The sequence below is a fragment of the Novosphingobium mangrovisedimenti genome, from assembly GCF_025153475.1.
Lineage (GTDB): Bacteria > Pseudomonadota > Alphaproteobacteria > Sphingomonadales > Sphingomonadaceae > Novosphingobium > Novosphingobium mangrovi_A.
In genome coordinates this window covers 84,225-105,721 of record NZ_JANZXA010000003.1, presented here as the reverse complement: position 1 = coordinate 105,721, position 21,497 = coordinate 84,225, and the positions used below count along the sequence as shown (strand labels likewise).

The following is a 21,497-nucleotide window of genomic DNA, read 5'->3' as shown; positions in this document are numbered from 1 at the left end:
CCATGGAACTCGGACTTCTCTACGAATTCGAAGCCCCCAAGCCCTGGGAAGGCGAACACCCCTGGGGCCAGCGCACCAAGGAGCGGCAGGCCTACAAGAACTGCATCGAGCAGATTGCGCTGGCCGACAGGAAGGGCTTCCACACCGCCTGGCTGGTCGAGCACCATTTCCGCGAGGGGCGCAGCCACATGCCCTGCAACGACGTGGTGCTGGGCGCGCTCTCGCAGATCACCGAGAATATCCGCCTCGGCTTCGGCGTCACGCTGATGCCGCACGAGTTCATCCACCCGGTGCGCGTGGCCGAGAAGGTGGCGACGGTGGACCTGCTCAGCCGGGGCCGCGCCGAATGGGGCATGGGCCGTTCCACGCCGATGGAGCAGATCGCCTTCGGAGTCGATGCCGCCGAATCGAAGAAGAAGATGCTGGCTGCCTGCAAGACCGTCTCGGAAATGTGGGCCCAGGAATACTACGAGGAAGACTCCGAGTACCTGAAATTCCCCAAGCGCATGGTGACGCCCAAGCCCTATCAGTATCCGCACCCGCCGTGCTGGATGGCGGCCAGTTCCGAAGAGACGATCCGCATGGCCGGGCAGAACGGCCTTGGCCTGCTGTGCTTCTCGATCATGCAACCGCTCGACAAGCTGGCCGCGCTGATCGACATCTACCGCGAGGAACAGAAGAACGCGGTGCCGGTGAGCCACGTCCACACCAACAAGGTCGGCGTCTATACGCTGGTCCACTGCACCGAGAGCCGCAGCAAGTTCGACACCAACCGCGTGTGGGATTCGATGTGGTGGTGGTACCGCGCCAGCGCCGAGTTCATCCTCAAATGGGAAATGGCGCACCTGCCCCCCGAGGCGCAGGACAAGGCCTTCCCGCTGCTCAAGAAGCAGGCCGCCGGCGATTTCGACATCCATTCCTTCGACGAGCAGGACATGGTCATCATCGGCACGCCCGAGGAATGCCTGAAGAAGTTCCTCAAGTACGAAGACGCCGGGATCGATCAGGTGCTGTGCTACGTGAACTTCGGCTATCTGCCGCAGGAAGCCGTGCTCGAATCGATCACGCTGCTGGGCGACTACGTCATCCCCGAATTGAAGGCGATGGGCGCAAAACGTACGGCGCGCGGCCTCGAGCAATCGATCGCGCTTCAGGCCGCCGAATAATGCCGGAAACCGTGCTGGCGCTCCCCGCGGAGCGCCCCGGCTACCCGGCGCCGCCCGATCTCGCCGAACGGCGCGCGCAGATGGGCGCGGCAATCGCGGGCGGGGCCTTCGCGACGAACCAGCCCGCGCAGGAGACTGAGCTGGGCGGCCTGCGCTGCCTGCGCTTCGCCCCGGAAGGTGAGGCGCGCGGGTACATGCTCCAGCTTCACGGGGGCGGTTTCCGGATCGGCCGCCCCGAGTTCGAAGCGCCGCTGAGCGAGGCGCTAGCCACACGCTGCGCGGTGAACATCGCCGTCCCGCAATACCGGCTCGCGCCTGAGGCCCCCTTCCCGGCAGGCCTGAACGATGCCCTTGCCGCGCTCGTCGCCCTGCGCGCGGAAGCGGGATCGGCACCGCTGATCGTTTCCGGCGATTCCGCCGGGGCAGGCCTTGCCGCCAGTCTGGGCATCCTCGCCGCTGCCGGGAAGGCGCCGCGCATCGACGGCATGATCCTGCTTTCGCCCTGGCTCGACCTGACCGTCACCGCGCCGAGTTACGCCGCCAATGCCGCCAGCGACCCGTTGTTCGGCACCGAATCCGCCCGGATCGCCGCCGACCTCTATCTGCAGGGCTTCGAGGCACGCCACCCGCTCGCCTCGCCACTCTTCGCCGACCTTGCCGGCTTCCCGCCATGCCTCGTCAGCGTCGGAACGGGCGAAGTGCTGGTCGAGGATTCGCGCCGGTTCGCCGGGAAACTGGCTGCGTCAGGATGCAACTGCCGCCTCGTCGAAATCGCGGGGATGGACCATGTCGCCGTCGTGCGCGGTGCCGACCTGCCCGGTGCGCGCGAGACATTCGCTGCGATGGCCGATTTCATCGACGGCATCGTGTCCCTCCCCGCCCGGGCGTAGTCTGAACACCTGTACAAATTCACCCTTCCAACCGCACCGTTTGTCGCTTAGCTCTCCCCCAATTGCTGAATACGACCGGGAGAGAATTGCATGTCCTACAAAGTTGCCATCGTGACCGGCGCTGCCGCCGGGATCGGCGCCGCCTGCGCCAGACGCCTTGCCCAGGAAGGCGTTGCCGTCGCCGTGCTCGATCTCGATGCCGAACGCTGCGCCGACACGGTCAAGGCGATCAGGGACGCGGGCGGCACCGCTATTGCCGTGGGCGCCGACGTGTCCAACCGCGCCTCGGTTCAGGCCGCGGTGGAACAAGTGCGCGAACAGCTTGGCCCGGTCTCGATCCTCGTCAACAACGCCGGCGTTACCGACTTCACCCCGTTCGAGGAGCTGACCGACGAGCGCTGGGACTTCATCTATGCCGTCAACGTGCGAGGCATCTTCATCCTGACGCAGGAATGCCTGCCCGACATGAAGAACGCCGGCTGGGGCCGCGTGGTCAACATCTCGTCCTCCAGCGGCCAGACCGGCGCGATCAACATGATCCCCTATTCCTCGTCGAAGGGCGCGGTGATCACCATGACCCGCTCGATGGCGCAGGAGTTCGGGCCTTACGGCATCACCGTGAACAACATCCCGCCGGGTTCGGTGATGGGCACGATCATGTCGGAAGCGAACCGAGAGAAGTTCCAGATCCCGACAGAAGTGCTGCTGCAGACGATCCCGGTGCGCCGCATGGGCGAGCCCGACGATATCGCCAATGCCTGCGCATGGCTCTGCGACGAACGCAGCGGCTACGTTACCGGGCAGACCATCGGCGTCAACGGCGGCCGCGTCGTCACCTGAAAGGCCCCTTTCGGAACCGGGAGAACACCTGTGGGCAATGTCCCGCACACCTTGTCATACCCCTGAAATAGCAAGGGGCCGGCGACTTGTGCCGCCGGCCCCCGATCCACATGGGGGAGTGGACCTCGTCAATAGAGGCAAATCCGAATCAGGCGGAGGCTGCACCCTTATACCGCTCAATCGCTTCCAGAACGATCTTGCGCGCATCTTCGGCGCCGCCCCATGTACCGATACGTACCCACTTTTCCTTTTCAAGATCTTTATAGTGGGTGAAAAAGTGTTCGATCTGGCTGAAGACGATTTCGGGCAGGTCGTCCTTCTCGTTCACGTTGGTGTAGTACGGGAAGGTGGAATCGACCGGCACGCAGACCAGTTTCTCGTCACCGCCGTGCTCGTCTTCCAGGTTGAGAACCGCGATCGGACGCGCGCGCACCACGCAGCCCGGGATGAACGGCGAGCGGGCAACGACCAGCGCGTCGAGCGGGTCACCGTCGGGCGAGAGCGTGTGCGGCACGAAACCGTAGTTCGCCGGATAGCGCATCGGCGTGTGGAGAATGCGGTCCACGAACAGCGCGCCGGAATCCTTGTCGAACTCGTACTTGACCGGCTCGCCGCCGACCGGGACCTCGATGATGACGTTGAGGCTCTCCGGCGGATTGTCGCCTACGGGAACTTTGTCGATGCGCATGATGGCCCTTCTTTACTGGTTCTCACGAAGAGATACCGGATGGATCAAGATGCGCGCGACTTAGCCTTGCCTTTATTGCACCGCAACAGCCTTCTCGCCCGCGCGAAATTTAGTTGCGCCTGGCCGCAAGCAGACGATCGAGACCATTCGTCTTACCCGGCGTCGTGCTTTCCAGCCAAGGCCAGCGCAGCCCTCCGTGATAGTCGATCGAGACCGTCTCGTAGCGCTCGCCCCGCTTCACCAGCAGCGCGATCGGCTTCGCCCCCGGTTCCTTGGCCTGGACGATCGCGTTCCTGAGCAGGTTCTGGTTGTAGGCGCGGCCGTCCACCGCGACGATCCTGGTCCAGTTGATGATCCCCGCATTGTAGGCCGGGCCATCCCACAAGGTGGATGTCACGCTGCCTTCCTTGTCGAGCGCGAAACCCAGCGAATAGGTGAGATCCACCGTTCCGCGGGCATCGGCGATGCCCTGCTCGTAGGGATTGGGCTTGTCCTTCCACACCAGCTTGTAGCCCGCCATCCGGATGCCGTTCATCGGCGCGGGCTGGTTGGGGAAGTAGAGCCGGGTGCGCAGGAAGCTTGCCCAGTCGTAAGGGTAGATCGCCTGGAGCGTGCGCACGACCTCGTCGAAATCGTACGTCAGTTCGCCCCAGTCGCCATCACGCACGCCGAAGAAGGCCCTGGCGAAATCGTCGAGCCCCTTCTCGCCATGCGTGCCCTTGCGGATGATCTGGTCGGCCTCGAGCCACGTCAGCGCGCCCTCGACATAATAGTCCTCGCTGCGCGTCAGCGACTGATAGGGCAGCGGCCGACGCCGGTTGAGCTGCGGCGCGGCGGTCGTGTCCTCCACCGACCGCCAGCCGCGACCGGGCGTGCCCTCGGCATACTTGGCGGCCGCAGCCGCCCACATGCCAAGCACGGTATCCTTCTTCTGCACGCCTGAACGCGCCGCCAGCACATAGCCCCAGAACTGCGTCTGGCCTTCGTAGACCCACAGCAGGGTGTTCTGCATCGGCTGCTGGTAATCGGGCGTCCACAGGTCCGCCGGGCGGCGGTACTTGCCGTTCCAGCTATGCGTGAACTCGTGCGGGATGACGTTGTGATCCCAGTCCATCTTGTCCCAGTCGGTCCACGACGTGGGTTCGTACTGGTTCTCGCTGGAACGGTGGTGCTCGAGGCCGATGCCGCCCATGCGGTTGGTCAGAGCCAGTAGGAAATCGTACCGGTCGAAGTGACGCGCGCCAAAGGTCAGGAGAGCCTGATCGACGAGGTTGCGGTAGGTCTGCAGGTGTTCCGGTGCAATCGCGAGCTGTTCCGGCTCATCGGCGACGACATCGAGGTAGACGTCGTGCCCCAGGTCCCAGCGCTTCGCGTGGATGCCGGCGAAGATCGGCGAATCGACAAGGCGTTCGTAGTCCGTCGCGCTCCAGGTCACCGTATCGCCGCGACGCGTCATGCCGCCAAGCGCGGTATAAACGGTCCAGTCCTTCGGCACCGTGACGGTCGGCTTCACCTGAATGGCGCGCACGTAGTGGCCCGCCGGATAGAGGCTCATCTTCTCCCACTGCAGGTTGAGCATTTCCTGCGTCATCGTCACGCGCCCCTCGCTCGAGCGCACGGGGGAAGTGTGAACGAACCGCGCGGTCACCTGCTTCGTGCCCTCGGGCAGCGAGAGGTGGAAGGCGTTGACCGCGACCGTGTCGCGGTCCCAGCCGATTTCCTTCCCGTCGGCATAGAAGTGGATGTCCGCCAGCAAGGCATAGGGCCCGGTTTCCGAGTGATTGCCCGGCAGCCAGCCGGGCTGGAGCAGCGTGAGACTGGCGGTCCCGGGTGCGACCGGCACCTGCTCGGTCACGCGATAGACGCCGCGTTCGGTGTCGCTGGCATCGATCTGCAGGGCGATGGTGCCCGGATAGGGGACGTCCCTGGCAGCCGGGATCGGCGCCGGCAGCGGCGGCGCCATGGGCGTCGTGCGTGAGGGATCCTGCGCCGTTGCGGGAGCGGAAAGGAACAGGAGGGCGGAGAGCGTGGCGACCGCGGAGAGATGCTTCATTGCGCCCATCTTTGCGTCTGTTACTTCATTTGGCAACCATCCAGTCCCGCTCCCGACTCACGACCACTTTATTGCCGCGCCCATTCGGGCTAAGCGGCGCGCCCATGAGCAGTACACCTCAAGCCATCCGCGGAACCCAGGACATCTTCGGCGCCGATGCCGAAGCGTTCGCCCACGTCGTCGAGACCTTCGAACGCGTGCGCAAGCTCTATCGCTTCCGCCGCGTGGAGATGCCGGTCTTCGAGAAGACCGCCGTCTTCTCGCGCTCGCTGGGCGAAACGACCGACGTGGTTTCCAAGGAAATGTATTCGTTCGACGACCGCGGCGGCGAATCGCTCACACTGCGGCCCGAATTCACCGCCGGCATCGCCCGCGCCTATCTCACCAACGGCTGGAAGCAGTATGCGCCGCTCAAGGTGGCGACGCACGGCCCGCTGTTCCGTTACGAGCGCCCGCAGAAGGGGCGCTATCGCCAGTTCCACCAGATCGACGCCGAAGTCATCGGCGCCGCCGAACCCATGGCCGACGTGGAACTGCTGGTCATGGCCGACCAGCTGCTGAAGGAACTGGGCGTTGCCGAAGGCGTGACGCTGCAGCTCAACACGCTGGGCGACGCCGAAAGCCGCGAGGCCTGGCGTACCGCGCTGATCGAGTACTTCCGCGACCACAAGGCGTCGCTCAGCGAGGATTCGCAGGAGCGCCTCGAACGCAATCCGCTGCGTATCCTCGATTCCAAGGACCCGCGCGACAAGCCCTTCACCGCCGATGCACCGCGCATCGACGACTTCCTCTCGGGCGAGGCGCAGGACTTCTTCGGGAAGGTGACACAAGGGCTCGAGGCCGCCTCGGTGGACTTCGTCCGAGCCCCGGCCCTTGTGCGCGGTCTGGACTACTACAGGCACACTGCTTTCGAATTCGTGACGGACCGTCTGGGCGCGCAGGGTACCGTGCTGGGCGGCGGCCGCTACGACGGGCTGATGGAAGCGCTGGGCGGCCCGTACACGCCGGCCGTGGGCTGGGCCGCCGGGATCGAGCGGCTGGCAATGCTGGTGGAAGAGGCCGGCGCGGCAGGCGAAGCGCCGCTTACCGCGATCCTGGCGGTCGAGGACGATGCGGCTCTGCCTTATGCGCAAAAGGCCATCACCGCTTTGCGCCACCAGGGCATCGACACCGACATGATCGCCACCGGAAGCCCGCGCAAGCGCTTCGACAAGGCCGTGAAGGTCAATGCCAGGGTGCTGGTCTCCTTCGTCATGCGCGACGGCGTTCCCGTCGCCAACCTGCGCGCGGCAGAGCCAACTGCGGAATATCTGGCAGTCGAGCAGGTCATCCAGTCGATTCAGTCGTGAGCGTCTCGGACGAACGCCTGGCCCAGATCGCGCACCGCTTCGCAGAACTGGAAGCGCGACTGGCCTCGGGCACGCTGGAAGGCGAGGCCTTCGTTGCCGCGAGCCGCGACTACGCCGAGCTGGAACCGGTGGCGCGCGTGGCTGCCGAAGTCGTTGCCATGCGCGCGGAGCTGGAAAGCCTGCGCGCCCTCGACGATCCCGATCCCGACATGCGCGCGCTGGCCGAAGAAGAAGTCGCGCGGATCAAGGCCGAACTGCCCGAGGCCGAACGCAAGCTCGCCGTAGCCATGCTGCCGCGCGACAGTGCCGACCAGCGCCCGGCCATGCTCGAAATCCGCGCCGGCACCGGCGGCGACGAGGCCGCGCTGTTCGCCGCCGATCTCTACCGCATGTACGAGCGCTATGCCGCCGATCAGGGCTGGAAGGTCGAGATGATCTCGGCCAACGCCAGCGACATCGGCGGGTTCAAGGAAGTGGTCGCACATATCTCGGGCACCGGCGTTTTCGCCAAGCTCAAGTTCGAAAGCGGCGTCCACCGTGTCCAGCGCGTGCCGGTGACCGAATCTGGCGGGCGCATCCACACCTCGGCGGCCACCGTCGCCGTCCTGCCCGAACCCAGCGAAGTCGACGTGCAGATCGAGGACAAGGACCTCAAGATCGACATCTACCGCGCCAGCGGCGCGGGCGGGCAGCACGTCAACACCACCGATTCGGCCGTGCGCATCACCCACCTGCCCACCGGCCTTGTCGTGATCTGCCAGGACGAACGCAGCCAGCACAAGAACAAGGCCAAGGCGATGCAGGTCCTGCGCGCGCGCCTCTACGAGAAAATGCGCGAGGAAGCCCACGGCGCCGAAGCCGAGGCGCGCAAGGCCATGGTCGGCTCGGGCGACCGCTCGGAACGCATCCGCACCTACAATTTCCCGCAGGGGCGCGTGACCGACCACCGCATCAACCTGACGCTGCACCGCCTGCCCGAAATCCTCGAAGGACCGGGACTCGGCGAACTGATCGACGCGCTCATCGCCGAGGACGAGGCGAAGCGCCTGGCGGCCATGGATTCGTGAACACCACCGTCGCCGCGCGGCTGCGTGACGCTACCGAACGGCTGGGCCCGGGCAATTCCACCGCCCGGCTCGATGCCGAACTGCTGATGGCCGCCGCATTCGGGGTGAGCCGGTCGGAACTCCTGCTGCGGCACATGCGCGACCCGGCTCCCGATGGCTTCGAACCCCTTCTGGCGCGGCGTCTGGCGAACGAGCCGGTCGCCTATATTCTGGGAACGGCCGAGTTCTATGGGCTGGAACTGGAGGTGACGCCGGCGGTGCTGATCCCGCGCGCGGATTCCGAAACCGCGATCGAAGCCGCCCGCGACGCTTTCGCGGGAAGCCCCCCGGCACGCATTCTGGACTGCGGCACCGGCTCGGGTGCGCTGCTTCTTGCCGCGCTCAGCCTTTTCCCCGAGGCCGCCGGCGTCGGCATCGATCGCAGCACCGATGCCCTGGCGGTAGCGGCGCGCAACGCTGCGAAGCTGGGACTGACGGAACGCGCGGCCTTCCACCTGCGCGACTGGGATCAGCCCGGCTGGGCGCATGGACTGGGCGCGTCGTTCGACCTCATCCTCGCCAACCCGCCCTATGTCGAAAACGATGCCGCGCTCGAACCGGTCGTGCGCGATCACGAGCCGGCCGGGGCCCTGTTCGCCGGTCCGGAAGGCCTCGACGCCTATCGGATCCTAATCCCGCAATTGCCCGCTCTGCTGGCCCCGCAAGGGCTCGCCCTCGTCGAAATCGGATACCGCCAGGCCGGGGCCGTGGCGGAAATCGGCGCATGGGCGGGACTGACATCGAGGCTTCATCGCGATCTGGCAGGACGCGCCCGAGTCGTCGCTTTTTCTGCGGAAACAGGCCATGTTGCATAAGATTTCACTTGGAATTCCGGCCTGGAATGCTTAAGGATTACGTGAACGGGCTAATGGACGGAAATTCCCATGCCCGGTTCACCTCCATTATTTGCAAGCGGTCGCGGTATGGGCACCGCGGCAAGGCAGATGTGGAAGTCTCGGCAACCGGGGGGCGTGCCGTGATCATATGATGTACGGCTATTCGGCCAGATGGTCCGATCTCATGCCAGGGGTTTTGAGGAAAATTATCCTTGAATAACAATCGTGGTAACAACCGCAGGCGTGGCCGCGGTAACAATCGCCAGCAGGGCGGTCAGCAGATGAACCGTATCGACAGCAGGGCACGGGGCAACGCTCCGCAGCTGCTGGAGAAGTACAAGAAGCTGGCGCACGACGCGCATCTCAACGGCGACCGGGTTCAGGAGGAATACTACCTCCAGTTCGCCGATCACTACTTCCGCGTCATCGCCGACCAGAAGCAGCGCCAGGAAGAGGCACGCCAGCCGCGCCGGGACGATCGTCAGCAGGAAAGCGGCGAGGATGCCGGTTCGGGCGATGGCGAGGGCAGTCGGGGCGAGGGCAGTCGGTACGACCGCGCCCCTCGTGGCGAACGCAGCGAACGCGAACCGCGCGAGCACGCTTCGTCCGAGGAACGGTCCGACGCCGACCAAGGCGAAAGCAACGCCAGCGAAGCGGTCGACGAGGAAGGTTCGATCTACGAACCGGCCGAGAACCCGTTCGTGCGGAACGCACGCGCCCCCAAGCCGCGCAAGCCGCGCCGCCGCACGCGCGACACCGACGAGGGCGAAGACGCAGAGGCCCCGTCCGAGGGCAACGAGCCCGAAGGCAACCTCGACCCGGCCACGCTTCCGCCGGCGATTTCCGCCAAGGAAACAAAGCCGAAGAAGGCTGCCGCCGACAGTGGCGACGAAGTGGCCGAGGAAAAGCCCAAGCGCCGCCGTACGCGCAAGACCGCTCCTCCGGCGGACGATGCGGGCGGTACGCTCGAAACCGTAAACGGCTGAGTTTACGACAGTCAGGCCCGGCGCGCGCAACTTCGCTTGCGTCGCTGCCGGGCGGGCTTACAACCCGGCGCCGATGCATTCTCCCCGGCGCGCCCTGCCCTTCCCGAAAATCCCACCGCCGCTTGCGCGCTTTCCCCGCCTGACGACGGCGGGCTTCGCGATTATGGCCGGAGCGATCGCCGCCTGCGGCTTCCAGCCGTTGTCGTTGTGGCCGCTGACCTTGCTGGGAATAGCCTTGCTGCTTGAGATCGTCTCGCGCACGGGCACGGCGCGCGGCGCCCTCATGATCGGCTGGTGCTTCGGACTCGGCCATTTCACCCTGGGCGACAACTGGATCGCGACCGCCTTCACCTATCAGGCGAACATGCCCGCATGGCTGGGCGGTATAGCGGTCGTGCTGCTCTCGTTTTACCTTGCGATCTATCCGGCACTGGCGACGCTGGCGGCGTGGCTCGTGATCCGCCCCGACCGCGCGCGCGCGGCCGGGCGCAGCGGAACCGGAACCTTCCTCGCACTCGTCCTTGCTTTCGCTTCGGCGTGGATCGTCACCGAGTGGATGCGCGCCTGGGTCTTCACCGGATTCGCCTGGAACCCGATCGGAATCGCGCTGCTCGGCCAGTTCCAGACACGCGGACTGGCGCTGGTAACGCCATGGATCGGCACTTACGGACTGTCCGGCCTGCTGGTCCTGCTGGCAGGCCTGCCCGGCCTTTTCCTGCGCGCGGGCATGCATGCCACGACGGCGCCACGGCGCTGGATCTGGGCCCTGCCGGCGCTGGCAATCGCGGCAGCGCTGAGCGCGCTCATGATCGAACCCGACCCGTGGGTCCGACGCGAGGAGGGCGCCGTGCGCTTCACGCTGGTCCAGCCCGACCTACGACAGGAGATCGTCGACGACCCCCGATACTATGAAGCCAACTTCCTCAAACTGGCCCGCCTCTCGCTGCCACGCACCCCGGGGGAGAAGCGCGTGGTATTCTGGCCGGAATCGGGGCTGGGCGACTACCTTCGCGACGGCTATCCACCCTACCTCTACCGCCTCTACACCTTCGGTGCCGACCCCATGATCGCACGCGAGCGAATCGGCTCGGTCATCGGACCCTACGGACTGCTGCTCACCGGCGCGGTAGACCTGGTGATGAAGGACGACGAAGGCATCGCCGCGCGCAATTCGGTGACCGCCATCGACGGCAAGGGCGATATTGTCGCCGGCTATTCCAAGGCCCACCTCGTTCCTTTCGGCGAGTACCTGCCGCTGCGCTGGCTGCTCGAACCGCTCGGCGCCTCGCGCTTTGTGGCAGGCGCGCTCGACTTCTGGCCGGGCCCGGGCCCGCGCACATACGACCTCGGCGCCTGGGGCGAGGCCGGGATCCAGATCTGCTACGAGATCGTGTTCAGCGGTGAAGTCGTCGATCCGCTGAACCGGCCCGACTACATATACAACCCCTCCAACGACGGCTGGTTCGGCGCGTGGGGTCCGCCCCAGCATCTGGCGCAGGCCCGCCTCAGGGCGATCGAGGAAGGGCTGCCGGTGCTGCGGTCGACCACCAACGGGATCAGCGCGGTGATCGACGCCGACGGTATCGTGCGCGCTGCCGTTCCCCGCCACGTCGCGCAGCGCATCGATGGACGAATCCCGCCACCGCACGAGCCGACGCCATTCGCCCGATACGGCAATGCCCTGCCGCTGATATTCGCCGCCCTGCTGGGCCTCGCGGCACTTTCCATGGTTGCACTGCGCCGTCCGCGCAGGTAGAGCTCGGAGACACACATAAAGTTTTCTTTATATCAGCAGGTCTCCCCATGCGCAGCGACTACGTCTTCACGTCCGAGAGTGTTTCGGAAGGACATCCCGACAAGGTTTCCGACCAGATTTCCGATGCGATCGTCGATCTGTTCCTGTCCAAGGATCCCGAAGCGCGCGTGGCCTGCGAGACGCTGACGACGACCCAGCTGGTGGTTCTGGCGGGCGAAATCCGCTGCAAGGGCGTCTACGAGAACGGCGAATGGGCCCCGGGCGCGCTCGAGGAGATCGAGCGGACAGTGCGCAACGTCGTCAGGACGATCGGCTATGCGCAGGACGGCTTCCACTGGGAGACCTTCGAGTTCATCAATCGCCTGCACGGCCAGTCCGCGCACATCGCGCAGGGCGTGGACGCCGCCGGCAACAAGGACGAGGGCGCGGGCGACCAGGGCATCATGTTCGGCTTCGCCTGCGATGAAACCCCCGACCTGATGCCCGCGACGCTCGACTACAGCCACAAGATCCTCCAGCGCCTTGCCGCAGACCGCCATTCGGCCGCGGTGCCCTTCCTCGAACCCGACGCCAAGAGCCAGGTCACGCTGCGCTTCAAGGACGGCGTGCCGGTTGCCGCGACCGCCGTGGTCGTCTCGACCCAGCACCGGGAAGGCTACGACGCGGGCGAAAAGGGCGCGGAACTGCAGGCCTACGTGAAAGGCGTGGTCGCCGACATCCTGCCGGCGGGCTTCATTACCGACGAGACCAGGTTCCACATCAACCCGACCGGCACTTTCGTGATCGGCGGGCCGGATGGCGACGCGGGCCTCACCGGCCGCAAGATCATCGTCGATACCTATGGCGGCGCGGCCCCGCACGGCGGCGGCGCCTTTTCGGGCAAGGACCCGACCAAGGTCGACCGCTCGGCCGCCTATGTTACCCGTTACCTCGCCAAGAACGTGGTCGCGGCGGGCCTTGCCAAGCGCTGCACGATCCAGGTTTCCTATGCGATCGGCGTGTCCGAACCGCTGTCGCTCTACGTCGACCTGCACGGCACCGGCACCGTGTCGGAGGAAGCGCTCGAAGGCGCGCTGACCAGGGTTGCGGCCGCAAAGCTGGGCGGCCTGACCCCGCGCGGCATCCGTATGGGCCTCGGCCTCAACAAGCCGATCTATGCCAAGACCGCCGCTTACGGCCACTTCGGCCGCAAGCCGGAAGGCGACCTGTTCCCCTGGGAGCGTACCGACCTGGCCGACGACCTGAAGGCCGCGCTGGCCTGAACCGCGCGCCGGCCCACGCGGCCGGCGGCAAATCCCGGACGAGCTGCCTCGGCACCGGGCAAGCGCTATCCATGCTGAACGGTTTGGGGGCGGCCGAAACCGCCCCCCTTCATGCCGTTACTTTCCGGCCAGTTCCCTGACCAGTCGCGGAGAGGGATAGATCGTCTCCAGCGCTTCCTGCAGCGCGGCCGCAGAAACGGTCACCGTGCGGTTCAGCACCGGATCATAGCCGTAGTTGCCACCCAGCGAGTGGATATTGCCGTCGAAGGCCGCGCCAATCACCGTGCCCGCCTTGTCGATCACCGGCGAACCGGAATTGCCGCCGATGATGTCGTTGGTGGAGACGAAATCATAGGTCACCGCCTTGTCGATCTGCTTTTCCTTCGCGGCGAAGGCGGGGGCCACATCGAACGGCGGTGCGCCGGTGGCGCGATCGAAGGTTCCGCCGATCACGGTCTGAAACGGCACCGGCCTGCCCCGTTCGGACCAGCCCGCGACCTTGCCGTAACTGATGCGCAGGGTGAACGTGGCATCGGGATAGATCGTATCGCCATAGGCCGCGAAGCGGGCATCGGTGAGCTTCGCCGCAGCGGCCGTAGCCGGTCCCGCATACGCCTCGTCGACCTGCTTCTCCAGTTCGCGCTGCCGCGCCTCCAGCTTGCGGGCATAGACGATCATCGGATCGTCCGAAGCCGCGATCGCGGCCTCGCCGCCGTCCCAAAGCTGCTTGCGATAGGCCGGGTCGGCCAGCTTCGTGCCCGAGACCAGACGCTGCGCCAGCCCCTCGGGGCTTTCCTTGCCGAGCAGCAGCCTGGTATCGGGATCATCGACGCCGAGGTATTCGCGCGCCTTCGACAGGCTCCATCCCAGGCGCAGTTCATCGAGCCATGAATAGACCGGCGCGGCATCGAGCAACCGCTTCTCGGTGAGCGGCAATGCGCTGTCGGTATAGCCGGGCAGGCGCTCGGCATTCGGCTTGGCGCGTTCGGCAGCACCCATCACCAGCGTCCGGGCATAGTGATAGAGATCGCCCGACGGCGCGATCGAACGGCTTGCAAAGTAGAGCTTGCGGTAAGCCTGCACGGCCTTGTCCATGTCGCTCCACGGGTCTCCGATACCGGCCTTGCCCGCGCTCCTCGCCTTGAGGTCGGCCTCGGCCGCCGCCAGCTTGCCGGTGAACGCCGGATCGTTCAGCGCGTTCATGCGGCCGATGTAGACCTTCAGGCTGTTCTCCACGCCGTTCAGCATGTCGAGCCCTTCGCGTTCGTGCTCGGGGCTTTCCTGCATGGCGCGAATCAGCCTGCCGCGCAGTTCAGAATAGGTGGTAACGATCGCTGGCAGGCGCACTTCTCTTTCGAATGCGAGCTGGCTCTGGGTGTACAGGCGCGACGTCGACCCCGGATTGCCGACAACGAAGGTGACTTCGCCTTCTTCGGGCCCGCGCGGGTTCCACTTGAGATGGTTCGGCGTCCTGACCGGCTTGCCGTTCTCGTAGGCCCGCAGGAACGAACCATCGAGACTGTAACGCGGGTAGTTGAAATTGTCGGGATCGCCGCCGAACGTCGCAGCCCTGTCCTCGGGCGCCCAGACCAGCCGCACGTCGGAATACTTGCGGTAGGTATAGAGCTTGTACTGCCCGCCGCCGAACAGGGTGACGACCTGGCAGCGGGTAGTCTCGCGGTCGGTGCAATTGCCGGCTTCGATCTCGGCAATCCGCGCATCGCGCGCCTTGGTCAGCGCTTCGCCGGCGAGCGAGCCGATCGCCTTCTTCACGTCGCCGGTCACGTCGATGACCTTCGTGACCACTTCGGCCTGCTGGCCGGGGCACTTCTTCTCGTCGGACAGGCGCGCAGCGATGAAGCCATGGTCGAGAAGGTCATCCTCGCCCGTCGAATTGTCGAACAGGCAGGAGGCGACGCAGTGGTGGTTGGTGAGGATCAGGCCATTGCCCGACACGAAGCTGGCCGAGCAACCGCCGGTCAGGCGCACGGCGGCGTTGCGGACCTTGTCGAGCCAGGCCTGGTCGGGCGCCCAGCCGTAGTCGGCCTCCATTTTTGCACGCGGAAAGCCGTCGAAGGTCCACATGCCTTCGTCCGCCCGCGCGGACGAGGAGGTGAACGCCAGCAATGCAGCGGTGCCGGCAAGCAGGGAAAGCGAACGGGTCGTCATGGGGTTTCCTTGTTCCTGATTGCCCCGGTTTTCCCACGGAAACCTGCTATGTCCAGCCAAATCCCGAACCCGAAAAGAACGTTGCGAAACATGGACATGACACGACATGGATCGATGCCGGAAAGGTCATAGAAAGCAACAAGCTTAACCTTGTCTTCGCAGGTCCTGCCTATGTTCTGCAGGATATTGACCGTCCTCCCCCAGGGGCATCAAGGGGCACAGGTGCGCATGCTCGAATCCCGCCTTCGCGACTTGGGCGCAAGGCCGCCCGGCCCGCCATGCGCTGCGCCCGCGTGGCACGCGCAAGCGATTCCGGCCTGTGTGCACGCACTGTCGCGGCGTGAAGGCGCTTCCCCCCATGCCCGGCGGCGCGGGTCTGGACAGGACCCGTCCGGCAACGTACCGCGCGCTGCTTGCCGCCAGCGGCGGGACTATCGACAAGATCGCAGCGCTGCCGGGGTAAGAACATGACGTGGGAAACCCTGATCAGCGTGGCACAGCTCCAGCACCTGCTCGCGGCAGGCAGCGACATTCTGCTGATCGACTGCGAGTTCGAACTGGGAGCGCCGGACAAGGGCCCCTCGCTCTATGCCAGGGGGCACCTGCCGGGCGCGCGCTATGCCCATCTCGACAACGACCTCGCCGGACCGCCGGATGGTACCAACGGACGCCATCCGTTGCCCGCACGAGTGGCGCTGGCTGCGTGGTTGCGCTCGCTCGGCCTGCGCAAGGGCCAGCAGGTCGTCGTCTATGACAGCCATGGCGGCGCCTGGGCGGCGCGGGCCTGGTGGCTGCTGCGCTGGATGGGGCATGCCCAGGTCGCGGTGCTCGACGGCGGCAAGCCTGCCTGGATCGCCGCGGGCCTGCCGCTCGATACGACCGAGCCCGGCCCGACCCCGACCGGCGATTTCGAAGCCGGCGACCCGCTGGTGGGCGCGCCCGTCAATGCAGCGGCGGTGCTGAAAAACATCGAAGGCCGTGAGGCGCAAGTGCTCGATGCACGCGATCCTTCGCGTTTCCGGGGCGATCCCAATCCGATCGACCCGGTGTCAGGACACATTCCCGGCGCACGCAACCGCTTCTTCCGGGACAATCTCGGGCCCGACGGCCTGTTTCGCCCGGCCTCCGAACTCGCTGCGGATTTCCACGCGCTGCTGGGCGGCAAGCCCGCCGTGCTGAGCTGCGGATCGGGCGTCACCGCGTGCCACAACGCGCTCGCCATGGAAATCGCGGGAATGCCCGGCGCCCGGCTCTATCCCGGCTCGTGGAGCGAATGGATCAGCAATCCAGCCCGGCCCGTGGAGACAGGCGAGACCTGATCGGGAAGCCCGCCCCTCTCGCCACGCCCGCCTTCGCGAGACGACGAGAGGGTGGGGAAGATGGCGTACGGACTTACTTCGCCAGTTCAGTCTCGATCGCATCGACCAGTTCGGACGCCCCCGGCTCGACGCCCGGCGCGAAACGGCCGGCGACCGTGCCGTCGCGGGCTATCAGGAACTTCTCGAAGTTCCACAGCACTTCGGGATCCTCGGTCGGCGTCATGCCGTATCCCTTGAGCCGTTCGCGGAATTCGGCTGCCGGGCCGACCTTCTCGGGCTTCGCCTCGGTCAGCGCGGCATAGAGCGGCTGCTTGCCCTCGCCCGTCACATCGGCCTTGGCGAACAGCGGGAAGGAGACGCCGTAGTTGACCGAGCAGAACTCCATGATCTCCTCGTGCGTGCCCGGCTCCTGCGCGCCGAAGTCATTGGCGGGGAAACCCAGCACCTCGAAGCCCTTGTCCTTGTATTCGGTGTAGAGCTTCTCCAGCCCTTCGTACTGCGGTGTGAGGCCGCACTTGCTGGCAACGTTCACCACGAGCAGGACATTGCCCTTGTGCTCGGCCAGGCTGTCGGAACCGCCGTCGATGCGGGTCAGCGGAATAGCGGCGATATCGGTCATGTCTCGGATTCTCCCGTGCTGTTTAGGGAGAGTATGGGGCCCGCGCATGACTGCGGCAAGACCACCCCTGTGCGTCAGGGCGATTGCGTGAGCACGGGCGAAATCCAGTCCGGATCGTGCGCGAAGGGCAGCGCGGCACCTTCGCGCAAGGCCTTGAGAACCGCCGCGAAATCCGTCTGCGCCCGCCAGCCGAGCAGGCGCTCGGCCTTGGCCGGATCGTAGACCCGCTCGATCCGCTCGGGCAGGACCCAGCCCTGCCGGTCATAGAGCCCTGCCGCCTCGGGAAAGCGGCGGGCGATCACTGCGCGGGCATCGGCGGCAAGCTCGGCCACATCCTCGCGCGCGAAGGGCGGCGGCGCGGAGAGCACGAAAGTCTCGCAGCCCTCTATCCGCTCCAGCGCCGCGAGATGGGCCAGAGCGGCGTCGCCCACGGTGAGGCGACGGTTGAGAAGCTCGTTGGCCTTGAGATTGGGACCCGACGGCACGGCATGCACATCATCGTCCTCGGGAAAGAACCGCCCGGTGCGCAGGATGGCCACCGCCATGCCGCTCTCGCGCGAGACCAGCCGGCACAGGTTCTCTGCGGTCATCTTGGTGACACCGTAGATGTTGCGCGGTTCGAGCGGGCCGAAATCCTCGTCCATCCACCAAGCCCCGCCATCGCCTGCCCCGGCGCGAACATCGGCCCGCACCATCAGCGACGTGGTGGACGTGAACAGGAAGCGCGCATGGCCCGCCTCCGCAGCCGCTTCGAGCAGGTTGAGCGTACCGGTCACGTTGACGTCGACAAACGCCTGCCGCGGGAAGCGGACGATGTCCGGCTGGTGCAGCCCGCCAGCATGGATCACCGCCTCGATGCCGAATTGCGCGACCGTCTGGAACACCAGATCGCGATCCGCGACCGAGCCCAGCACGCGGGTATGATCGCCGGGCGCGACATCGAGCCCGATGACGTCATGCCCGCGCGATTGCAGCAAGGGCGCAAGGTGCCTGCCGAGCCAGCCTGAAGAACCAGTCAGCAGGATTTTCATCGGCGGCCTCCTTTGTCCCGCTTCAGCTTGCTGCCAAAGCGCGCTTCGACAAGTTCAGCACGAGCGAAGAACCTTTTCCAGTCCTCCGCTCACCCTGAGCCTATCGAAAGGTCAGCTCACGTAGTGCGCGGTGGTCTTGGCCGCGACTTCCTCGGCGGTGACGCCGGGGGCCAGCTCGACGAGCTTGAACGGGCTGTTATGATCGGGGCGCTGGAACACGCACAGGTCGGTCACGATCATGTCGACCACGTTCTTGCCGGTGAGCGGCAGCGTGCATTCGGGGATGAACTTGGGATCACCGTTCTTGGAGGTGTGCTCCATGACGACGATGATCTTCTTCACGCCGGCAACGAGGTCCATCGCGCCGCCCATGCCCTTGATCATCTTGCCCGGGATCATCCAGTTGGCGATGTCGCCGTTCTCGGCAATCTCCATCGCGCCCAGAACGGCAAGGTCGATGTGGCCACCGCGGATCATCGCGAAGCTCTGCGCGCTGTCGAAATAGGCGGTCTGCGGCAGCTCGCTGACGGTCTGCTTGCCGGCGTTGATCAGGTCGGCGTCTTCCTCGCCCTCATAGGGGAAAGGCCCGATGCCGAGCATGCCGTTTTCCGACTGCAGCGTCACGGTGATGCCCTCGGGCACATAGTTCGCCACCAGCGTCGGAATGCCGATACCGAGGTTCACGTAGAAACCGTCCTGCAGTTCCTTCGCTGCGCGCGCGGCCATCTCGTTACGGTTCCAGCCTTTTTTGATTTCCTGGGGCATCAGGCAGTCTCCCTCTCGCGGGTCGTCACGAATTCGATCTTCTTGTCATAAGGTGCGCCCAGCACGAGGCGCTGGACGTAGACGCCGGGCAGGTGGATGGCATCGGGCTCGAGCGAGCCGGTCGGCACGATCTCTTCCACTTCGACCACGCAGACCTTGCCGCAGGTGGCAGCGGGCACGTTGAAGTTGCGCGCGGTCTTGCGGAAGATCACGTTGCCGCTCTCGTCCGCCTTCCACGCCTTCACCAGCGCGAGATCGGCGAAGATGCCCAGTTCGAGCACATATTCCTGACCGTCGAAGACCTTGGTTTCCTTGCCCTCGGCCACCTGCGTGCCGACGCCGGTCTTGGTGTAGAAGCCCGGAATGCCCGCGCCGCCCGCGCGCATGCGCTCGGCGAGCGTGCCCTGCGGGCAGAACTCGACTTCCAGCTCGCCGGAGAGGAACTGGCGCTCGAATTCCTTGTTCTCGCCCACGTAGGACGAGATCATCTTCTTCACCTGCTTGGTGCGCAGCAGCTTGCCGATGCCCTCGTTGTCGATGCCGGCATTGTTCGAGGCGAACGTCAGGTCCTTCACGCCCGAATCGCGCACAGCGTCGAGCAGGCATTCGGGAATGCCGCAAAGGCCGAAACCGCCACTGGCGATCAGCAGGCCATCCTTGAGCAGGCCGTCCAGCGCGGCTTCGGCGCTGGGGTAGAGTTTGTTCATGTGATTCTCTCCGCGTTTCGAGGCAAGCTAGACAAGCCTTCCCATTACGAATAGCGATTAATTTTTATCAATATTGATTGATATTTCTTATGAAACGCATTGCTCTCTTCCACCTCGAGACGCTGATGTGGATCGAACGTCTCGGTACCTTCGCGGCAGCCGCGCAGCGTCTCAATACCACCCAGCCGACAATCTCCGCACGGGTGCGCGAGATAGAGGAGCAGCTGGGCGTCGCCCTGTTCCAGCGCGAGGGGCGCCGCATGGTCCTCACCGCGCGCGGACGACGGCTGGTCCAGGCCAGCGAGCCGTTGTGCCGGGGGCTCGAACAAGTGCTGCTGGAAGCCAGCGACCATGCCGGCGCCACGGGCACGGTACGCATCGGCTCGGGCGAGATCGCGGCGGCAAGCTGCCTGCCCGCCTTCATCCAGACGATCGAGCGCGAAAGGCCGGGGGTGACAATGGAGATCGAACTGGACCTGACCGCCCGCCTGCTCCAGCACCTGCTGGCAGGGACCCGCGACATCGTGTTCCTTGCCGGCCCCGTCGCCAGCCCGGGCCTGCGCACCGCGCCGATCGGTTCGGTCGAACTCGTCTGGACAGCCGGCGCAGCGGTGGCCAAAGCGGGCGGCTTTGCCAGCCCCTTGCCGGTCTGGTCGCTGCCCGACCACTCGCCGCTCCACGCCGTGACGCTCGAAACGCTGGAGGCCCAGGGGCTCGCCCCCGCGGCCCTGCACACCTGCAACAACGTGCGTACGCTGATCGAGATCGTTACCGACGGCTCCGGCGCGGCAGTCCTGCCCGAGACGATGATACGCGAGCACCTGCGCGCCGGCACCTTGCGCGAAGTTCTGCCCCGACCGCACCAGACCGTCCATTTCGAGGCCGCCATCCGCACCCGGGAACGCGACCCGGTGATCCTGGACCTCTTCGCCCGTGCGGCACGGCTTGAAATCGACGCCGATTCAGGCTGAGTAACGACAGGCAGCCATTGCACCGGGCGATTGGCCAGGAGCCACGTAAATGGTTGATCTTGGTCATGGTTCGAACACCGCCATCCACTAGGGTCGGTGCATCAAAGGGAGAATACAGATCATGCGCTCAATTCTCGTCAATGCCGACCGCAAACCGGGCAACGATGCCCGTATCGACACGGCGCTCGAAATCGCCCGCCGCTTCAGCGGCCACGTCAGCGTGCTCGTCGACACCCCGGTCACGCGCTACATCGCGATGGACCCGATGGGCGGCAGCTACGTCGTGTCCGACGCGCTCGAAAAGGCACGCGGCGAGGATGACGCGGCGGCGGCCGCGATCGAGGCGCGCATGGCGCGCGGCGACGTTCCCTTCGATGTCCTGCGCAGCGAGGACGACCCGGTCAGCGCGCTCGCCAATGCCGCGCGCCTCGCCGATCTGGTGATCGTCTCGCGTTCCGGCGGCCTCGCCGGAGAGCTTGCGCTTGCCTCGCGCACGCCGGTTCTGGCCCTGCCGGACGACAAGGCGCTGGAACTGCCCGTCCGCCGGGCCTGCATCGCCTGGGACGGCGGCGAACAGGCGGCATCGGCCCTGCGTGCCTCGGTGCCGCTGCTGGATAGCTGCCAGACGGTCAAGGTGATCTCGGTCATCGAAAAGCCCGGCGGCTTCCCGGCCACCGAGGCGCTGCGCTACCTCTCCCGCCACGGGATCCACGCCGAGTTCGAGGAGCACGAGAGGCGCGGCTCGACCGAGGAAACGCTGGCCGTCGCCGTCGCCCAGGCCCATGCGGAACTGCTGGTCATGGGCGCCTATGGCAAGAGCCGCATGCGCGAATTCCTGTTCGGCGGCGTGACCGCGTACTTCCTGGAAGAAGGCAAGGCGCCGGCACTGCTTCTCGGGCACTGAGCCGCCAGTGGCCGGGCCGCGAAACGGTCCGGCCTCGCGGCACAGCGAAGGCCCGTTCGTCCAAGCGAGCGGTATGCAAT

At 65.8% G+C, this 21,497-nt stretch carries 20 protein-coding genes; 13 read left to right on the top strand and 7 right to left on the bottom strand.

Annotation, left to right across the window (positions count from 1 at the left end; all coding sequences use genetic code 11):
* Positions 1-2: 2 nt before the first annotated feature.
* The 3 genes from NZK81_RS06145 to NZK81_RS06135 all read left to right on the top strand — a co-directional run bounded on the left by NZK81_RS06145 (position 3) and on the right by NZK81_RS06135 (position 2,896).
* The gene (locus NZK81_RS06145; RefSeq protein WP_260044929.1) at positions 3-1,166 is read left to right on the top strand and encodes an LLM class flavin-dependent oxidoreductase; all 1,164 of its coding nucleotides are present in this window, start codon (positions 3-5) and stop codon (positions 1,164-1,166) included.
* Positions 1,166-2,056: an alpha/beta hydrolase gene (locus tag NZK81_RS06140; RefSeq protein ID WP_260044927.1), complete on the top strand. Its 891-nt coding sequence runs from the start codon at positions 1,166-1,168 to the stop codon at positions 2,054-2,056. The genes NZK81_RS06145 and NZK81_RS06140 overlap by 1 nt, the downstream gene beginning before the upstream one ends.
* Before the next feature lie 90 nt (positions 2,057-2,146).
* Positions 2,147-2,896, top strand: coding sequence for an SDR family NAD(P)-dependent oxidoreductase (locus tag NZK81_RS06135; RefSeq protein WP_260044925.1), 750 nt, complete (start codon positions 2,147-2,149; stop codon positions 2,894-2,896).
* Between the two features lie 148 nt (positions 2,897-3,044).
* On the opposite strand, the gene ppa is transcribed toward NZK81_RS06135, so the two are convergent.
* Positions 3,045-3,584 carry an inorganic diphosphatase gene (ppa, locus tag NZK81_RS06130; protein WP_260044923.1) on the bottom strand — a complete coding sequence of 180 codons (540 nt, stop codon included), beginning with the start codon at positions 3,582-3,584 and terminating at the stop codon, positions 3,045-3,047.
* 109 nt (positions 3,585-3,693) lie between these two features.
* Positions 3,694-5,637 carry a M61 family metallopeptidase gene (locus NZK81_RS06125; RefSeq protein ID WP_260044921.1) on the bottom strand — a complete coding sequence of 648 codons (1,944 nt, stop codon included), beginning with the start codon at positions 5,635-5,637 and terminating at the stop codon, positions 3,694-3,696.
* Positions 5,638-5,741: 104 nt separating this feature from the next.
* On the opposite strand from NZK81_RS06125, the gene hisS reads away from it, so the two are divergent.
* The 6 genes from hisS to metK all read left to right on the top strand — a co-directional run bounded on the left by hisS (position 5,742) and on the right by metK (position 12,932).
* Positions 5,742-6,986: a histidine--tRNA ligase gene (gene hisS, locus NZK81_RS06120; RefSeq protein ID WP_260044919.1), complete on the top strand. Its 1,245-nt coding sequence runs from the start codon at positions 5,742-5,744 to the stop codon at positions 6,984-6,986.
* On the top strand, positions 6,983-8,053 hold the full coding sequence (prfA, locus tag NZK81_RS06115) for a peptide chain release factor 1 (RefSeq protein WP_260044917.1): 1,071 nt from the start codon (positions 6,983-6,985) through the stop codon (positions 8,051-8,053). The genes hisS and prfA overlap by 4 nt, the downstream gene beginning before the upstream one ends.
* Positions 8,050-8,907: a peptide chain release factor N(5)-glutamine methyltransferase gene (gene prmC, locus NZK81_RS06110; RefSeq protein WP_260044915.1), complete on the top strand. Its 858-nt coding sequence runs from the start codon at positions 8,050-8,052 to the stop codon at positions 8,905-8,907. Before prfA ends, prmC begins: the two co-directional genes overlap by 4 nt.
* A gap of 233 nt (positions 8,908-9,140) precedes the next feature.
* Positions 9,141-9,914 carry a DUF4167 domain-containing protein gene (locus tag NZK81_RS06105; protein WP_260044913.1) on the top strand — a complete coding sequence of 258 codons (774 nt, stop codon included), beginning with the start codon at positions 9,141-9,143 and terminating at the stop codon, positions 9,912-9,914.
* A gap of 73 nt (positions 9,915-9,987) precedes the next feature.
* Positions 9,988-11,670 (top strand): apolipoprotein N-acyltransferase, encoded by a 1,683-nt coding sequence (gene lnt, locus NZK81_RS06100; protein ID WP_260044911.1) that lies wholly within the window; start codon positions 9,988-9,990, stop codon positions 11,668-11,670.
* A 47-nt stretch (positions 11,671-11,717) separates the two neighbouring features.
* Positions 11,718-12,932: a methionine adenosyltransferase gene (gene metK / locus NZK81_RS06095; RefSeq protein WP_260044909.1), complete on the top strand. Its 1,215-nt coding sequence runs from the start codon at positions 11,718-11,720 to the stop codon at positions 12,930-12,932.
* A 117-nt stretch (positions 12,933-13,049) separates the two neighbouring features.
* Here the strand turns inward: metK and NZK81_RS06090 are convergent, their stop codons facing one another.
* On the bottom strand, positions 13,050-15,101 hold the full coding sequence (locus NZK81_RS06090) for a S46 family peptidase (protein WP_260044906.1): 2,052 nt from the start codon (positions 15,099-15,101) through the stop codon (positions 13,050-13,052).
* Positions 15,102-15,441: 340 nt separating this feature from the next.
* Here NZK81_RS06090 and NZK81_RS06085 point away from each other — a divergent pair, with 340 nt between their 5' ends.
* Together NZK81_RS06085 and NZK81_RS06080 are read left to right on the top strand one after the other, a co-directional pair.
* The gene (locus NZK81_RS06085) at positions 15,442-15,564 is read left to right on the top strand and encodes a hypothetical protein (RefSeq protein ID WP_260044904.1); all 123 of its coding nucleotides are present in this window, start codon (positions 15,442-15,444) and stop codon (positions 15,562-15,564) included.
* A 4-nt stretch (positions 15,565-15,568) separates the two neighbouring features.
* Positions 15,569-16,420, top strand: a complete 852-nt coding sequence (locus NZK81_RS06080; RefSeq protein WP_260044902.1) for a sulfurtransferase — start codon at positions 15,569-15,571, stop codon at positions 16,418-16,420.
* 73 nt (positions 16,421-16,493) lie between these two features.
* Here the strand turns inward: NZK81_RS06080 and NZK81_RS06075 are convergent, their stop codons facing one another.
* The 4 genes from NZK81_RS06075 to NZK81_RS06060 form a co-directional block, all read right to left on the bottom strand.
* On the bottom strand, positions 16,494-17,039 hold the full coding sequence (locus NZK81_RS06075; protein ID WP_260044900.1) for a glutathione peroxidase: 546 nt from the start codon (positions 17,037-17,039) through the stop codon (positions 16,494-16,496).
* A gap of 74 nt (positions 17,040-17,113) precedes the next feature.
* On the bottom strand, positions 17,114-18,070 hold the full coding sequence (locus NZK81_RS06070; protein ID WP_260044898.1) for an NAD-dependent epimerase/dehydratase family protein: 957 nt from the start codon (positions 18,068-18,070) through the stop codon (positions 17,114-17,116).
* Between the two features lie 111 nt (positions 18,071-18,181).
* Positions 18,182-18,835 (bottom strand): CoA transferase subunit B, encoded by a 654-nt coding sequence (locus NZK81_RS06065; RefSeq protein ID WP_260044896.1) that lies wholly within the window; start codon positions 18,833-18,835, stop codon positions 18,182-18,184.
* Complete coding sequence (locus tag NZK81_RS06060; RefSeq protein ID WP_260044894.1) at positions 18,835-19,542, bottom strand: CoA transferase subunit A; 708 nt, start codon at positions 19,540-19,542, stop codon at positions 18,835-18,837. Before NZK81_RS06060 ends, NZK81_RS06065 begins: the two co-directional genes overlap by 1 nt.
* A gap of 89 nt (positions 19,543-19,631) precedes the next feature.
* Here NZK81_RS06060 and NZK81_RS06055 point away from each other — a divergent pair, with 89 nt between their 5' ends.
* Together NZK81_RS06055 and NZK81_RS06050 are read left to right on the top strand one after the other, a co-directional pair.
* Positions 19,632-20,513 carry a LysR family transcriptional regulator gene (locus NZK81_RS06055; RefSeq protein ID WP_260044892.1) on the top strand — a complete coding sequence of 294 codons (882 nt, stop codon included), beginning with the start codon at positions 19,632-19,634 and terminating at the stop codon, positions 20,511-20,513.
* 121 nt (positions 20,514-20,634) lie between these two features.
* On the top strand, positions 20,635-21,417 hold the full coding sequence (locus tag NZK81_RS06050) for a universal stress protein (protein ID WP_260044890.1): 783 nt from the start codon (positions 20,635-20,637) through the stop codon (positions 21,415-21,417).
* Positions 21,418-21,497 lie beyond the last annotated feature (80 nt).

Excerpts from the sequence above, each read along its gene's own strand:
- NZK81_RS06145 (WP_260044929.1), top strand. The coding sequence starts at position 3 with ATGGAACTCGGACTTCTCTACGAATTCGAAGCCCCCAAGCCCTGGGAA.
- NZK81_RS06140 (WP_260044927.1), top strand. The coding sequence starts at position 1,166 with ATGCCGGAAACCGTGCTGGCGCTCCCCGCGGAGCGCCCCGGCTACCCG.
- NZK81_RS06135 (WP_260044925.1), top strand. The coding sequence starts at position 2,147 with ATGTCCTACAAAGTTGCCATCGTGACCGGCGCTGCCGCCGGGATCGGC.
- ppa (WP_260044923.1), bottom strand. The coding sequence starts at position 3,584 with ATGCGCATCGACAAAGTTCCCGTAGGCGACAATCCGCCGGAGAGCCTC.
- NZK81_RS06125 (WP_260044921.1), bottom strand. The coding sequence starts at position 5,637 with ATGAAGCATCTCTCCGCGGTCGCCACGCTCTCCGCCCTCCTGTTCCTT.
- hisS (WP_260044919.1), top strand. The coding sequence starts at position 5,742 with ATGAGCAGTACACCTCAAGCCATCCGCGGAACCCAGGACATCTTCGGC.
- lnt (WP_260044911.1), top strand. The coding sequence starts at position 9,988 with ATGCATTCTCCCCGGCGCGCCCTGCCCTTCCCGAAAATCCCACCGCCG.
- metK (WP_260044909.1), top strand. The coding sequence starts at position 11,718 with ATGCGCAGCGACTACGTCTTCACGTCCGAGAGTGTTTCGGAAGGACAT.
- NZK81_RS06090 (WP_260044906.1), bottom strand. The coding sequence starts at position 15,101 with ATGACGACCCGTTCGCTTTCCCTGCTTGCCGGCACCGCTGCATTGCTG.
- NZK81_RS06080 (WP_260044902.1), top strand. The coding sequence starts at position 15,569 with ATGACGTGGGAAACCCTGATCAGCGTGGCACAGCTCCAGCACCTGCTC.
- NZK81_RS06075 (WP_260044900.1), bottom strand. The coding sequence starts at position 17,039 with ATGACCGATATCGCCGCTATTCCGCTGACCCGCATCGACGGCGGTTCC.
- NZK81_RS06070 (WP_260044898.1), bottom strand. The coding sequence starts at position 18,070 with ATGAAAATCCTGCTGACTGGTTCTTCAGGCTGGCTCGGCAGGCACCTT.
- NZK81_RS06065 (WP_260044896.1), bottom strand. The coding sequence starts at position 18,835 with ATGCCCCAGGAAATCAAAAAAGGCTGGAACCGTAACGAGATGGCCGCG.
- NZK81_RS06060 (WP_260044894.1), bottom strand. The coding sequence starts at position 19,542 with ATGAACAAACTCTACCCCAGCGCCGAAGCCGCGCTGGACGGCCTGCTC.
- NZK81_RS06055 (WP_260044892.1), top strand. The coding sequence starts at position 19,632 with ATGAAACGCATTGCTCTCTTCCACCTCGAGACGCTGATGTGGATCGAA.
- NZK81_RS06050 (WP_260044890.1), top strand. The coding sequence starts at position 20,635 with ATGCGCTCAATTCTCGTCAATGCCGACCGCAAACCGGGCAACGATGCC.